Genomic DNA, 13621 nt, shown 5'->3' with positions numbered 1-13621 from the left:
TGCGAAGCTCGCGACGCCTTCAGGCGGATCGAATCCTGCGTCAATACGAACATCTGATCGCGCATCCCAGGCAATCCGCCGCGGGGCCAACCTGACCGGAATTAGGAACTTCGAAAACTCCTCGTCACCAGCAGGCCGCGCTGCGGAGCCGTTTCCTTGGATAGCCTGATCGCAATCTACATCGCATGGATCGTTGCCAAGACCGGCTTGTCGGCTCCCGATCATCCGCGGATCCACTTCGTGACACCGGCGGAAATGGCAATGCGACATGGCTCGCCGGAAAACAGCGGGCTGGAGTTGCAGGCGCTCTACAATCGCGACGAGGGGGCGATTTACCTGCCTCAGGGCTGGCGACCCGATGATCTGCGACAGAAAAGCACTCTGGTGCACGAAGTGGTGCACCACGTGCAGAGGGCAAACAACATCGTCCTTCCCTGCATTGCTGCCTACGAACGCCAGGCATACGAGTTGCAGATTGAATGGCTGCGGGAAGAAGGAGTGACAAATCCGTACGAGCTCATCAAGACCAATGAGCTGGGCATCTACATGGCTAGCGCATGCCGTGACGGATCATAGGCGCCGCATAGGCATAGGGACCTCATCACTTCGCCTCGTAGTCCGATGCTATCGGCTATCCAGCTGGCTTGTTAAGGGTATCTAGTCCGCTACTGGCTTCTTGGCGACCGCTGATGCCCGTTTGCAGTTACGGTCGACAAGTGGCCCGTCAGCGAAGTGGCAGCACGCCTCATCGAGGTCCGTTCAATGGGGCGTACCGGGCCGAATCTACTCGCGTTGAGTTCTTCGCGTTTTGACCCTGGCTGTGTGAAAACGTGAAATCTCCCGAAGGGCAGAGAATCTGCTTCTCGGATACGGCCGCGCCGCAGTTCAGTATGCTCCTCATGCTCCCAGAGCGGGCTTTCGAAGGAATACTTTTCTCTGCAATTTGCTCTGCGTTGCGTTTTTACACGGCCAAGGCCCTTTGCGGACATATCGAAATCAGAAAAGACCAAAAGGGAGGCCGAGACGAGAGGCACCGCGGCTCAACTACGGAAGTCCTTTTGTCACCGTAAAGGGATTGAACCCACGTTCCGCGAGGGCAGCCCACGAAGCTGCGCCAAGATGTGACAATCGGAAATAGAGTCGTGGCTTGGTCGGATCGGTGTCCAACACGAACCCGGTCGGTAACTCGCGGACAGTTGTGGCATAGAACCCACCATCCGGCGACCTCTGGGATTCGATTACGGCGATCAACGAGTTTGCCCTCCCAGTCCTGCCGAGCAATTTCATTAAGAGAGCCATTTGGCCCGTCCCTTCGGTCCACACACCATCTCGGTCTTCACCGTAAGAAAAGCCCTCGTCGACACTCATTCGCTGTTCGACGGTCGTAATTGCCGATGCAAATTTCTCGACCGCTCCGTGGAGCGCCATTAAAGGCCAGACCTGAGCATCGAGAGCCAAAATCGGATTGTGGGTGACGCCGTCTTCAGCGGTCCCTGCAGCGAAACAGGCGCATGCCGGATTCCACATCGTATTTACGAAGTGCTCAGCGGCCGTCGCCTTATCACGCCAGCGCGAATCCCCTGTACGGATCGCAAGAAGGCCAAACGCGGCGGCGAGGTCAGTATTATGTTCAGTCGATTTCCACGTCCGCACTTCCGGCGTCGGTTCGTGCCCAAACGTACCGCCCGTGAAGCCGCCAGTACCGCGCGTGTCGGCCCATTGCGCGACCCAGGTGCCAAGCCGTGCCGCACCATCGCGGAACCGAGAGCTGGCGCTCACATCGTCAATCGACAGCAAAGCCAACATTGCCCATGCGACGTTGCCATTGTCGCTGCCCACCTGATACCGATCTTCTAACCACTTGTTTTGAGTATTGTCCCACCAACCCGGAAGTTTGGCGGAGCCACTCGCCACCACACCCGCGGCGTAAGCGTTCCGGAGCCGTCCATCGTGCCAAGTCCGGTCGTTATCGATGGCCCAGAGAATCGCCGCGCCGATCCGACGTGCTTTGTCTCGCTCACCGCAACCGACTAATGCGATGGCGGCCACCGCATTGTCATAAAGGTATGCGGCGCCATGGAGAGGCCCCGATTCCACGGTTGGATAGCTGGGCAAGAACAACGGCCCAGGCGGTGCCTTATCGATTAGACCAGCGAGGTACCCGCATGCAGACGCTTCTGGTGTTGCTAAAGCCCGTGGTGGAGTGGCGGCCATAATGACTATGAAAGTCGTTACGATCCATCCGAAGGTTTCTATTCGGGCCACTTGCTGTTCTCCGGGGTGGACGATGATCCTATATACCGTCGGCGATGTCTGGAAGTGGCCCGTGGCTGCGCTTCGCTCAGAAGACTGAGCGGTCAGCTTTCGGGAGGCGAGCCGAACAGTGCAATTCGGCCTGGCCAAGGCAGCCTTTGACCCAGTGCAGAAATCAACACGGCTTGAAAGTGTGGCACCTGCGTGCTCGCTACGGAGAAGCTGGCACGTCTTGCTGCCTGAGCGGCGCCGCTCTTGTCGCCGGCGCGCCTCCGCTGCGAGCGCGCTATTTACCAGATGAGGCGGAAGCCGCCAGTGCCCTTGTAGTTGCGGTTGTCCGACCCGTCGTTGAGGCTCGCATTGTAGGAAACCTCACCGAAGACAGCGTAGCGCCCGTTGGCCCAGCTGTAGGTGCCGCCGCCGCCGATGCTGGCCCACAGCCGATCCTGCGCATTGGCAAAGCCGGTGCCCGCGACATCGACCTTGGTGCCGTTGAGGAATTCGTAGCGCAGATTTGCGATGCCGTAGATGTCGGATCGCACGATGCCCGTGCCGTCGCTCCAGGTCTTCTGATGGTCGAGCGCAAGCCCGGCCCGGCCGAGCAGGCTGTCGCCATCGCGCAACGACACCGGCGCACCGAACCGGTCCGCAAAATCGTCGAAAGCGACCTTCGCATAGGAAAGCTGCGCCTGCGGCGTCAGCGACCAGCCGTTGCCGAAGCCGATGCGCTTGCCGGTTTCGGCGCTGAAAGCGTATCCGACGCCTTCATTGCCGTGGGTCATGCTGCCAGCCAGCACGGAAGACAGATCGCTGCGGTAGAACATCGACTGCGCCTGACCGTCGACATAGAAGCCGTTGTCGCCATACCAGGTCAGCGTGGCGCCGACGCCGGTTCCCTCGACGCGGATACGGCCATTGCCGTAGAACGAGGCGACATCGGCGGTCGTCAGGCCATATTGCGCGGTGAGGCCGACGATCAGCCGCCCTCGCTCGTCCTCCAGTGCTAGACCATCGAGGCCCGTCTGCACCTTCAACTGGTCGGCCTTGGTGGTCGAGCCCGTGGTGTTGGACGGCTGCAGATCCGAATGCCCGCCCTCGATGCGGCCCCAGAACGCCGTGGGCGTCGGCGACGCCACACCTGGCACCGGTGGCACCACACCCGCGCGCGCCATCGCATCGCTGCCACCCCAATAGCGATTGCCGGCACGCTGCTGCAGCGTCGGCAGATCGTTCATGCCGAGCAGCACCTGCGCGTAGTTCTCGTAGAGCGGAACGCCCGGCTGATAGAGCGGACCGGAGGGTGCCGAGACCGGCGGATTGATCAGGCTCGAGCGCAGATACCAGTCGCCGTCACCGGGACTGGCGATGCCGTTCTTCTGCAACGTGTAGGCATAGGCGCCGCCGACCACCGCCTGCTCGCCGTGAAACACGTAATTGCCGAGAAGCGAGAAGCTGCCGTTGGACGCGCCGACGACGTCGACCACCTTGATGCCCTCGACGGTCTGCGCACCGAAGCCGCCGACATTGGTGACGCGCAGCAACGATGTGCCCGACGTGCTTCCCTGCACCCGCAACAGGTCAGTCGGAGAACTGTCGCCGCCGAGCCGGGTGTTGAGCTGCACGGTGCCGCCGTTGCCCACGTAATTGCCGGTCACGGTGAGCATCGTTCCGGGCGCGCCGCCGAGGGCAACAACGCCGGCATTGCCAAGCGAGGCGACCGTTTGGTTGAAGCCGGCGAGGTCGAGCATGCCGCCGGAGGCGACCGTAAAGGCCGAGGCCGCGCTGAGCGTGTTTGCGGCCCCGGCGCGGAGGGTTCCGGCGTTTACATTGGTCGCACCGTTGTAGGTATTGCCGCCCGCCAGCGTCTGGGTGCCGCCAGTGAGCGTCAGCCCGCCCGTGCCACCGATCACGCCGGCGAACACATCGTTCGCGTTGGTGATCGTCAGATTCTTCACGCCGAGCGCGACAGTCCCGGTTCCTGCGAGGCTTTGAATGTTGGTGCCGGCAGCAGCGATGCCCGAGATGTTGAAAGTTCCGTTTGCGACGACCCGGCTTGACGCGGCTATCGAGCCATTAGAAGCAAGGGCAAGCGTGCCGGACGTGATCACCGTAGCACCGACATAGGTATTGGATGCGCGCAGATTGAAGGTGCCCGCGCCAGTCTTGGTCAATCCGCCCACGCCGGAAAAGCCGTTGTTCGCGCTCACAGTGAAGGCCTGGGTGTCGACGGTCAGGCCGCCCGCGGCGATATTGAGATTTCCCGTCGAAAATCCGGAGATGAAGGCGACGCTGTTTATCCGGGCGCGCAGGATGGCATTGTCGAAATTGATCTGGCCAGTTCCTCCCGTACCGGGGCGAGACAGGGTGGTCGTCTCGAGCGTGCTGCCACCGCCGATATTGAGCGTGCCCGTGCCGCTGGCGAAGCTTCCGAGGAGAACCCCTGCTTGGGCGACGACCCTGGCGCCGTTCTGAATGTTGAGTGTCCCATTGCCACTGGCGCCGATTTCGATCTGAGTGCCGGATGTCGTCCATTGTGATCCGGCCCCGCTGACGGTGACGGTGCCGTTGCTTCCGCCTGCGACTCCAATCGCAATTGTCGCGGCGCTGCTCGTCAGCGTGCTGCCGTTCTGAATTGTCAGGTTGCCGAATGATCCGGTCGTATTGCCGACGGTCAGTTGACCTGTCGCGCCAGCAGCGGCACCGCCTACGCCGAGGATGGTCGGATTGGGCGATGTCGTGTTGATGTTGACGACGTTGCCCGCGATTGGCACCGCGCCACCAGACCAGTTGCTCCCGACCGTCCAATCGCTGCTCGCGGTTCCCGTCCATGTCTGTGCCGAGACCGAAGCGCCGGTCAGGGCCGTCAACACGAACGCCGGGACAGTTGTCAGGATTAAGTGAAGCAGGCGCGTCCGGATGTTGCTGAATGGAGACGGCCGAACCCGGTTCGGACTGCTCTGGGACACGTCATTTCGTTGTCGTCGGATCGTCGCGGGCCGGATGCATTCGCGCATTCGCTATTCCAGTCGGCTTCACACCATTCGAGGATGCGGATTTCTTTTGCGATCCAGAAAAGACAACCACAACGTTAGGCGAAGAGAAACAAGCAGACAAGAACCGAAACGTGACCCTTCAAGAAAGGACCCGGAGTGTGCCCTTTGCGCAACCAAAGACGCTTAACGAGATCTTTCGAGACCAGGTCTCCGACCCAACGTTGACATCGTCGCTGTCGAGAGGCGGCGTTACGACGGCCGGTGACAGCAATTGCAGTGGCAAGAAGATCCAGGGTCGCAGCCACTTTCCGCGCTGCCGTTCGCTAACACTGAACCTCGATCACCCTTTGGGGGCAGCCCTTTGTTCATACTGTCGACCAGGGAACTGACGGCCAGTCGAATGCGTAGTAGGATCGGAAGTGCTGAACCCTGCGGATTAGGACCCGTAAGCACGAGGTGTGTCATGAAGCGTCGTCGTTTCAAGCAAGCCCTCCCCCTCGAAACACGGCTAGCCGAGGAAGCCAAAAGTCTACGTGAGCAAGCCGAGACATTGCCGCCGGGACCAAAACGAGACGCCTTGTTACGGAAGGCCCAGCAGGACGAAATCGGTGCTCACATGACAGAGTGGCTGACATCTCCCGGCTTGAGATTGCCGACTTAGGAACGAATGCAAGGCCTCTCCTGTTGTTTCAGATCACCGACAGTTGCACCGGGCGCCGGTGGCAGAGAGACGAGTTTGCGCTCCCGCCTTTCACGGAATGGGAGCGTTTCAGTGCGAAAAATGCGCTCAGCTGAATGAGAAGATAATGCACTGCAAAGCACTCTCGACGCATACCACCCACCAACTCGCCCTGGACGGAATTGCCATCTTGATTGGGCAGTACGAGGCCCAGAAGCGCGAGCTGCATCCCAACCAGGAGTAAGCCGCCACGGTCGATTTGCGGAGGGAGCGCAATGACCGCCGAGCGAGTATTCCAGATCGCTATTGTTGGGCTGTTCGTCTTCTCTACCGTCTTGATTTCAATGCTGCTCTTGACGCCGTGATGAATCAAAGAGCGCCTCGGCCAAGCAGCGGTTCGCCCCCTTGAGGTTCGCCTCACGGGGTCTAGCGGACCGGAATTGCTCGCGTTGAGCTTTTCCTAATGTGTCCCCCAACGGACCTTCCGATGTCTGCTTTGCGGATGCCAGGGGCTTCAAAATTAGGACAGTTACTCTGGCGAACCAGGCACCGGGCTCAAAGAGACCCACCTCCGAGTCAGTGGGGAGAACGGAGGGCACAAGGTAACAATGCCCGACGTACCTTGAATGCGTTCGCCGCGGGGAATCAGGACAGCGATACAATGTCGCTGATGATTGAACCTTGGTTTCCGCATCGCAGACATAGCAGCAGCCGAAGACTCCAGGAGCAGCTGGTCTGGAGTTGGCGCGTCATGTGAAGCGGTTCATATCAGGGCCGCCGGTGGTTCGATTACTCTGATTGCGGAAGTCGCGGCGCAAATCTCTTTGTTTGCTTGAGGAGATTGCAGTGACGAAGATAATTCTGATGGCCGCCATCAGGGCGGAAATCGTACTGCTGGCATGGTCCTTCGCGGCGCACGCGCATGATCAGAGCCGCCCCGAACTCAATACCTGGTTCGAGAGCCCAGAAAGTGGCAGCCTGCACGATTGGACGCTCGGCGAGGCGCTGCGGATCGAGATCCGTTGCTTCATCCCCCGGGGCCATGATGTGACCGACATCGCGTTTTCAACCGAAGCCTGCCCTACGGTTGGTGGTCGTTGTTGGCCGAAGCCGTTCTGGCGGAACGATACTGACGCAGTTTTCTGATCGTCGATAAGCGCGCGCCTTGCACAAGAGAGGCTGCCATGGGCTTAGTTTTTCATCAGAAAGTTGATTGCCGCGTACGACATGATCGTTCGACAAGGGGGCATCGCAGCCGCCGTCTTGTCTGCGCGATGCTCTGCGCGGTGTGCATATTCCAACTCCCGAGTGAAGCTCGGGCGCAATGCACTGCACGAGATGTCTTGCAGAACCATTTGACGCTCAAGAAAGCTCCTTCGACTGGCGTGCCGCAGGTGCCGGTCAGATCCGCCACCGATGTCCCAACGTGGAAAACGGTTGCGCTGGGGACTTTTGCAGACTCGTTCGCTCTCCGTAGCGCGCTGGACAAGAAAGGCTGCGGCGTCGGAGGGCTCGCTGCGGAAATTCTCGCTCGACCGGCCTTTGTCGTTGGTTCTACGAAAACAGACGTGGAGCTCGTCGCTGTATCGGCGGTCGAACTCGGCTTCAGAACCGATGTTGTAACTCTGGCTGCGATCTATGAGCGCGCCCAGCTATTCGGTTTTGAACTTGCGGCTGCGGAGGTCGGTCCACAACTGAGGCTTCAGTATCTGGACCAACCCATGGGTGAATTTCTCATCATCGGAATGGAGCCAATCAAGACGTGGAGCGGCGAGCCAGTCATTCTAAATGTAGCCAATGGCGGGGCCGGACTTATCCTCATTGGTCAAGATGGCCGACCTGACGCAGAAATAGCAGCAATCTCCCGCATTGTATTCGTACGGTCCAACAGATCCGTGCCCGCTGACGAACTTGCGAAGGCGGCAGCACTCCCGCCGCCCTGAACACGATGCGCCGGCAGCGCCGGATGCCTTTCAAGCCGGCCGCAGTGTGCCACCGGTGGCATATTTCCGCACTTCGGCCGGCCCTCAGCGATCGAACTCCATGTCCGCTCGCAGTCGGCATTCAAGGCAAGATTTGTTTCGGTCTTCCAGGTTGACCCTGGCAGTTGTTGGGGCCGATTCAGAACGTCAGTCACTGGTGCGCACACCGGCTGACGACCGCTCAGCCGTAGTACCGCTCGAGCACGCTTCTTTCGACCTTGCAAATGTAGGTGTACTTCGGATTGACCACCTGCGTGCAGCGGGCTTCCGCAATCTGGCCGAGCAGCATGTATCCCTCCGCAGCCGGAATCTTCCAGTCGTCCTCCATCCAGTAGACCATTTCCTCGAACGCGATGCGCATCGCGTCCTCCAGCGGGCGCGCGCATCCCAGCGTGCAGATGTGAGTGGCCGTCTCGATGCGCGGATGGTTCAGTCGGGCGGGGGCCTTCGCGAGGGAGACCTTGACCGTGAGATTGGCAGCGATCTCGATCGCACCCATTCCGTTGCATTCGCCGTCGCCCTGGATGGCATGGCAATCGCCCAGGAAAAGATGCGCGCCATCCTTGTTGACGCGGAAGAAGATGCTGTTGCCCGCGGTGATCTCCTGGACGTCCAGGTTGCCGCCATGCGGGCCGTTGTCGACGGTGAGGACCGCCCCGTGCACCGGCGCGACGCCGGCCACGCCAATCATCGGTTTGACCGGAAGGCGGAGATGCTGGTTCCAGTGCACGTGGCCTTCCTTGACTTCGACGACGCGTGTCTGGATGCCGAACTCCTTGCGCCTGACCCAATCCGGGAACATGCCGATCCCCGGCCAGAGCGCGGTAAAGCCGAGCTTGTCGAGCTGCATATCCACGACGTCGAGGCGCAACATGTCACCTGGCTTTGCTCCACGCACCTCGATCGGACCAGTGGCGCCGTTCACGAAGGGCATCGTCACGTCAGCCTCGGTCAGTTGCTGTCCGAGATGGCGGATGGTGCCGTCATTGGCGTTGATGGCGCATTCGACCACGAACGTTTCACCGGGTTCCACGCTGGCGATGAACTTGTCGTCGCCGGATAGCGCGTATTTGATGTTGCCGGCCTTGCTGATGCGCTTGGACATGGTCTCTCCGTGAGCCTTTCCGTATGTGATGATGGCTTGAAGTCAGGCCTGCCGCCGCCACGGGATCAGCAGCCGTTCGATCTTGCCGACGAGATACGTCAGGACGAGCGCCAGCACGATCGTCACGACGAGCGCCGCGAAGACCTTGGGAATGATGTAAAGCGACCCGGCCTTGAAGATCGCGTGTCCCAACCCTTCCGACGACGACATGAACTCGCCGACGATTGCGCCGATCAGCGCGAAGCCGACCGTGAGCTTCAGTCCCGCGAAGATGTCGGTGAGCGATGCCGGAACCACGAGCTTCCGGAAGATCTGAAACTTCGAGGCGCCCAGCGTTCGCATGAGGTTGATCTGGTCGCCATCGACGCCGATCGCTCCCTTGTAGGACGTCACCAGCGCGACGATCACCACCGACAGGGTCGACATTGCGACCTTCGAGATCAGTCCGGTGCCGAACCAGATGATCACGATGGGTGCGAGCGCGATGATGGGGATCGATCCGAGCGCGATGACGAACGGCTGGACGACGCGGGAGACGAATCGCGAATACCAGAGCGAGAGGCCGATCAAGGTGCCGACCAGATTGCCCAGGAAGAACCCGAGCAATGTCTCCATGCCTGTGATTGCCGCATCGCGCCACAGGCTCCCGTCCTTCGCCATCTGCACCAGAAAGCCGGCGATCGCCGACGGAGATCCGAACATGAAAGCCGCAGGGCTGCCCTTCGGCGTTACGTACTCCCAGAATGCGAGCAGAGCGGCCAGGACGAGCACTTGAGTCGCCAGCACCGCGATGCCGTCGCGCAGTCTCTTCCACCTTGCGCGGGCCAACTGCGCGGAAGCGCTTCCGATGGGCTTCGACGCATCAGCCATGCTGGTCTCGATACCTGTCGTCATTGGATCGCGACGTCGAGATCGGCCCAGATGCGCCGAACATATTGGCTGAAGTCCGGTCGCTCGCGCAGCGAGATCACGTCGGATCGGCCAACACCGAACTCGATGTGGTAGGTCGCCTTCACCCGGGTCGGCCGCCGCGTCAGCACGACGACGCGATCCGCCAGCGAAACCGCTTCCTCGACATCATGGGTGATGAGCAGCATCGAGCGGCCGCCCTTTCGCACCAGGTCCACCATGTCGTTCTCGATCAACAGCTTGGTCTGGAAGTCGAGTGCGGCGAATGGCTCATCGAGCAGCAGCACGTCCGGGTCGTTGACAAGGGTCCGGGCCAGCGCCACGCGCTGCCGCATGCCGCCAGACAGCGTCGAGGGGTAATGATCTGCGAACCCGTGCAGTCCAAGCTGATCGAGCATGGCCCGGCTGCGGTCTTCCGCTTCAGCGGCGGCCACGCCGCGAATCTCCAGGCCGAGCATGGTGTTGCCGAGCGCAGTCCGCCACGGCAGCAGCAGGTCCTTTTGCAGCATGTAACCGACGTTCTGCGGCTGACCGGACACTTGCCGGCCATGCCAACGGATGCGGCCAGCATCAGGTGCCAGCAGACCGCACAGCGTATTGAGCAGCGTGGTCTTGCCGCAGCCGGACGGTCCGACGATGCTGACGATCTCTCCCTTGCGCAGGGTGAGACTGAGGTCGGCGATGACGGGCACGATCCGACCATCGAGGTCGTAGCCTTTGGCGACGTGCTCGACCATCAGCGGGAGGGCAGCGCCGTTGACGGCCTCGCCCTCGCCATGCCTCGTGTCTTTGGCGGCCTCAACAATCATTTCAGGCTGGCAATCGCCTTTTCGGCAAAGGAATTATCGATGATCTGCTCGAACGGGATCGATCCCTTGGCGTTGCCGAGGTAGATCTGCATGTCCATCAGGTTCTTCCACTGGTCCGGCTTGGTGATGACGGACTGCGCCGGAATGAGGTATTTGAGCTCGGCGTCGATCGCCTTGTCGACGACCTCCCCGGGTAGATCGGGGAATTCCTTCCGTGCGACCTCTTTGGCAAAGGCGGGATCGGCGTAGGTCTTGCGCGACGCTTCCTCGAAGGAGGTTACGAGCGCCTGCACCATCTCGGGATCCTTCTGGATGGTCGAGGGCAGCACCATGATTCCGGTGTTGCAGAACGGCCCGACATAGTTCGAAAAGTCGAACACGACTTTTGCGCCCTGCGCCTCGGCGGCGGCGACGCTCGGCTGATACGCGACCGCCATGTCCGCCTGCCCCGCCAGCATCGCCGCGATCTCGGTGCCGGGATTGACCGGGACGATCGTCGCGTCCGCGCCCAGTTTCAGGCCGGCTTTTTCCAGCATCCGCTTCGTGACGCTGAAATTGGTGTTGGGCTCCGGCGAGGTGACGATCTTGAGACCCTTGAACTCCTTCGGATCGGTGATCGGCTTGAGCGTCTTGGAGACGCCGAAATAGTGCGCGCGCTGCACGACCGTCCCCACGACGACGCCGGGGCCGCCGTTCTCGCGCGAGATCTGCGCCATCGTCGCATCGCCGATCGCGAAATCTGCGGAACCGCCAAGCACGGCCGCGAAGGTCTGGGTGTCACCGCCGGCGGCGCTCACCTTCATGTCGAGACCGTTCTTCTTGAAGATGCCGGCATGCATGCCGACGTAGAGATTGATGTAACCCAGATTGTGCACGGCCTCGCTGAAGCGAACGGTCTTGAGCGTGGCCGCGGACGCGACGCGGGATCCGAGCAGCGGTGTGGCGCCGACACCGGCAGCGAGCGCGGATGAGGCGGCAAGGAAACTGCGGCGGCTGAGCACACGACCACTCGGCGTGGCCGGAGGACGAGCATTTTCGGTCATGGCACGAATTTCTCCAGAACTGCTGACAGGCAGCCCCAAAGACTAGGTGTCGACCTCCGCTCATCAAGCCGAAATAAGCGACGCATTTTGCGCGCGATTTAAACCGCCATTAGAATATGTCGCGCGATTGACACAGAGAGGAAGCGGCTGACCTGGCAATGCTGTTTTATTGCCCGTTGCGCAATCGCGCTGCCGAAATCAACATCCGACTGTCGTCGATTTCGTCATTTTTGACATTATCGCTGCACAAAGATTTTGCAGAAGGCAGCACGGGAACTCGTCAAGCACCGCTTCGCCTGCAAGCTGTCGTGTACGCTGGGCCGCGCTGTCGTGCGCGTTACGGATTGACACGCACCGAGGAGAAGCGGCCAGTCAGCGCGCCGCCGCACTTCTCGGCCGCAATCCGGCTGGCGCGGGTGCCTTCTCGCGGCGCGACTGCGGTCACGCCCTGTCTCTTTTCGGTGTCCGTGTTGCGCAGCAATTCGAACAGATTGCTCACGAGCCCGCGCAAACGCAGATTCTCCGATTTCAACTCGTTCATCTGTTGAACCGCGTGGACGTCGAGCCCGCCGAGGCTACGACGCCAGCGGTAGAACGTGCGCTCGGTAATGCCGGCGGCCTTGCATATTTCTGCAATCGGCACCCCGGAACTCGCCTCGGCGAGGAGATGAATGATCTCATTCTCGGTAAACCGGGATCGCCTCATCGATCTCTCCATCGGCCCGCCATTTGCACGGCGCTTAACCGCCGTGCGCCGCGCTGGGCCTGAGGTCAAGTATAGCCGAAGGATCGCCGCCGCCTAGAACATCCAAGGGCGATTTTGCCGGTCGCACCGTGGCGATCCGGCGCCGACCTTGAACAAAAGAGTGTCCTGAAACGCTACGCCTGGAGTTGTCCAATGCAGCGCCGCCACGAAATACCCAGCACGCCCGAAAACATGGTTTGGGGGTATCTGGACTGCAACACACCACCTGTGCTGGAAATCAACTCCGGCGACAGCGTGACGCTGCATAGCTTCCCGGCGGGAGGGAAGGAGACGCTTCCAGACGACCTCTCGCTGGTTCCGGAAGACTATCGGCTTGCCCTCGAGACCATGCAGCCTGGGCCAGGGCCTCACTTCATTACCGGACCTGTCTACGTACGGGGCGCCAATATCGGCGACACGCTCCAGGTCGACATCCTCAACGTGAAAGTTCGCCAGGATTGGGGTTTCGTCTCGATCCTGCCGCTGCTTGGAACGCTGCCGGACGAGTTCACCGACTACGAGACGATCCACCCGGTGATCGACCGCAAGCGCGAGGTCTGCATCATGCCATGGGGCACGGAAATCCCGCTCGACCCGTTCTTCGGCATCATTGCGACGGCGCCGCCACCAAACTGGGGCCGCTGCGGGTCGCCCGTTCCGCGCGCGTTCGGCGGCAACATGGACAACAAGGAGCTTCGAGCCGGCACGACGTTGTATCTCCCGGTGTTCAACGAGGGAGCGTTGTTCTTCGCCGGCGACGGCCACGGCGTGCAGGGCGACGGCGAAGTCTGCATCACCGCGCTCGAGACCGGCGTCACCGGAACCTTCCGTCTGACCGTACGCAAGGACATGGATATCAAATGGCCTTTTGCGGAGAGCGCCACGCACCTCATGTCGATCGGCCTCGATGAGGACCTCGACGACGCCGCCAAGCAGGCTGTTCGGGAAATGGTCAAGCACGTCTGCGCCCGGACCAACCGCACACGCAACGAGGCCTACATGTTGTGTTCGCTCGCCGGAAATCTGCGTGTCACGCAACTTGTCGACGGCAACAAGGGCATCCACATGTTGTTGCCGAAGGCGCTTCTTTAGCGAGCCCGCCC

Annotated in this window: 12 protein-coding genes; 4 read left to right on the top strand and 8 right to left on the bottom strand. The window is 60.9% G+C overall.

Going from position 1 to position 13621, the window contains the following annotated elements:
- The first annotated feature begins 156 nt into the window (after positions 1-156).
- Complete coding sequence (locus tag ABIA42_RS36395; RefSeq protein WP_271527187.1) at positions 157-576, top strand: DUF6647 family protein; 420 nt, start codon at positions 157-159, stop codon at positions 574-576.
- A gap of 468 nt (positions 577-1044) precedes the next feature.
- On the opposite strand, the gene ABIA42_RS36390 is transcribed toward ABIA42_RS36395, so the two are convergent.
- The 3 genes from ABIA42_RS36390 to ABIA42_RS36380 all read right to left on the bottom strand — a co-directional run bounded on the left by ABIA42_RS36390 (position 1045) and on the right by ABIA42_RS36380 (position 6298).
- The gene (locus tag ABIA42_RS36390) at positions 1045-2049 is read right to left on the bottom strand and encodes a hypothetical protein (protein WP_370116226.1); all 1005 of its coding nucleotides are present in this window, start codon (positions 2047-2049) and stop codon (positions 1045-1047) included.
- Between the two features lie 494 nt (positions 2050-2543).
- Complete coding sequence (locus ABIA42_RS36385; RefSeq protein WP_370116228.1) at positions 2544-5120, bottom strand: autotransporter outer membrane beta-barrel domain-containing protein; 2577 nt, start codon at positions 5118-5120, stop codon at positions 2544-2546.
- Positions 5121-5935: 815 nt separating this feature from the next.
- Positions 5936-6298 (bottom strand): hypothetical protein, encoded by a 363-nt coding sequence (locus tag ABIA42_RS36380; RefSeq protein ID WP_370116230.1) that lies wholly within the window; start codon positions 6296-6298, stop codon positions 5936-5938.
- 473 nt (positions 6299-6771) lie between these two features.
- Between ABIA42_RS36380 and ABIA42_RS36375 the strand changes: the two genes are divergently transcribed.
- Together ABIA42_RS36375 and ABIA42_RS36370 are read left to right on the top strand one after the other, a co-directional pair.
- Positions 6772-7071, top strand: coding sequence for a hypothetical protein (locus ABIA42_RS36375; RefSeq protein ID WP_370116232.1), 300 nt, complete (start codon positions 6772-6774; stop codon positions 7069-7071).
- Positions 7072-7268: 197 nt separating this feature from the next.
- Entirely contained in the window at positions 7269-7868 is a 600-nt protein-coding gene (locus ABIA42_RS36370) for a hypothetical protein (protein ID WP_370116234.1), read from the top strand.
- A gap of 220 nt (positions 7869-8088) precedes the next feature.
- Here the strand turns inward: ABIA42_RS36370 and ABIA42_RS36365 are convergent, their stop codons facing one another.
- The 5 genes from ABIA42_RS36365 to ABIA42_RS36345 form a co-directional block, all read right to left on the bottom strand.
- Complete coding sequence (locus tag ABIA42_RS36365; protein ID WP_370116236.1) at positions 8089-9012, bottom strand: acetamidase/formamidase family protein; 924 nt, start codon at positions 9010-9012, stop codon at positions 8089-8091.
- A 42-nt stretch (positions 9013-9054) separates the two neighbouring features.
- Positions 9055-9882 (bottom strand): ABC transporter permease, encoded by an 828-nt coding sequence (locus ABIA42_RS36360; protein ID WP_370116238.1) that lies wholly within the window; start codon positions 9880-9882, stop codon positions 9055-9057.
- Positions 9883-9902: 20 nt separating this feature from the next.
- The gene (locus ABIA42_RS36355; RefSeq protein ID WP_370116240.1) at positions 9903-10730 is read right to left on the bottom strand and encodes an ABC transporter ATP-binding protein; all 828 of its coding nucleotides are present in this window, start codon (positions 10728-10730) and stop codon (positions 9903-9905) included.
- Positions 10727-11773, bottom strand: coding sequence for an ABC transporter substrate-binding protein (locus ABIA42_RS36350; protein WP_370116242.1), 1047 nt, complete (start codon positions 11771-11773; stop codon positions 10727-10729). Before ABIA42_RS36350 ends, ABIA42_RS36355 begins: the two co-directional genes overlap by 4 nt.
- A gap of 337 nt (positions 11774-12110) precedes the next feature.
- A complete protein-coding gene (locus ABIA42_RS36345) occupies positions 12111-12479 on the bottom strand; it encodes a transposase (protein ID WP_319338301.1) in 369 nt (122 codons plus the stop codon).
- A gap of 192 nt (positions 12480-12671) precedes the next feature.
- On the opposite strand from ABIA42_RS36345, the gene ABIA42_RS36340 reads away from it, so the two are divergent.
- Positions 12672-13610 carry an acetamidase/formamidase family protein gene (locus tag ABIA42_RS36340; RefSeq protein ID WP_370116244.1) on the top strand — a complete coding sequence of 313 codons (939 nt, stop codon included), beginning with the start codon at positions 12672-12674 and terminating at the stop codon, positions 13608-13610.
- Positions 13611-13621: the final 11 nt, after the last annotated feature.

The sequence above is a fragment of the Bradyrhizobium sp. USDA 327 genome, from assembly GCF_041262065.1.
In the GTDB taxonomy this organism is placed as follows: domain Bacteria; phylum Pseudomonadota; class Alphaproteobacteria; order Rhizobiales; family Xanthobacteraceae; genus Bradyrhizobium; species Bradyrhizobium liaoningense.
Note: the sequence above shows the minus strand (reverse complement) of the source record. Positions and strands in the feature narration are given on the sequence as shown.

Bases quoted from the DNA above. Each gene is read 5' to 3' on its own strand.
- ABIA42_RS36340 (WP_370116244.1), top strand. From the start codon at position 12,672: ATGCAGCGCCGCCACGAAATACCCAGCACGCCCGAAAACATGGTTTGG.
- ABIA42_RS36345 (WP_319338301.1), bottom strand. From the start codon at position 12,479: ATGAGGCGATCCCGGTTTACCGAGAATGAGATCATTCATCTCCTCGCC.
- ABIA42_RS36355 (WP_370116240.1), bottom strand. From the start codon at position 10,730: ATGATTGTTGAGGCCGCCAAAGACACGAGGCATGGCGAGGGCGAGGCC.
- ABIA42_RS36365 (WP_370116236.1), bottom strand. From the start codon at position 9,012: ATGTCCAAGCGCATCAGCAAGGCCGGCAACATCAAATACGCGCTATCC.
- ABIA42_RS36350 (WP_370116242.1), bottom strand. From the start codon at position 11,773: ATGACCGAAAATGCTCGTCCTCCGGCCACGCCGAGTGGTCGTGTGCTC.
- ABIA42_RS36360 (WP_370116238.1), bottom strand. From the start codon at position 9,882: ATGGCTGATGCGTCGAAGCCCATCGGAAGCGCTTCCGCGCAGTTGGCC.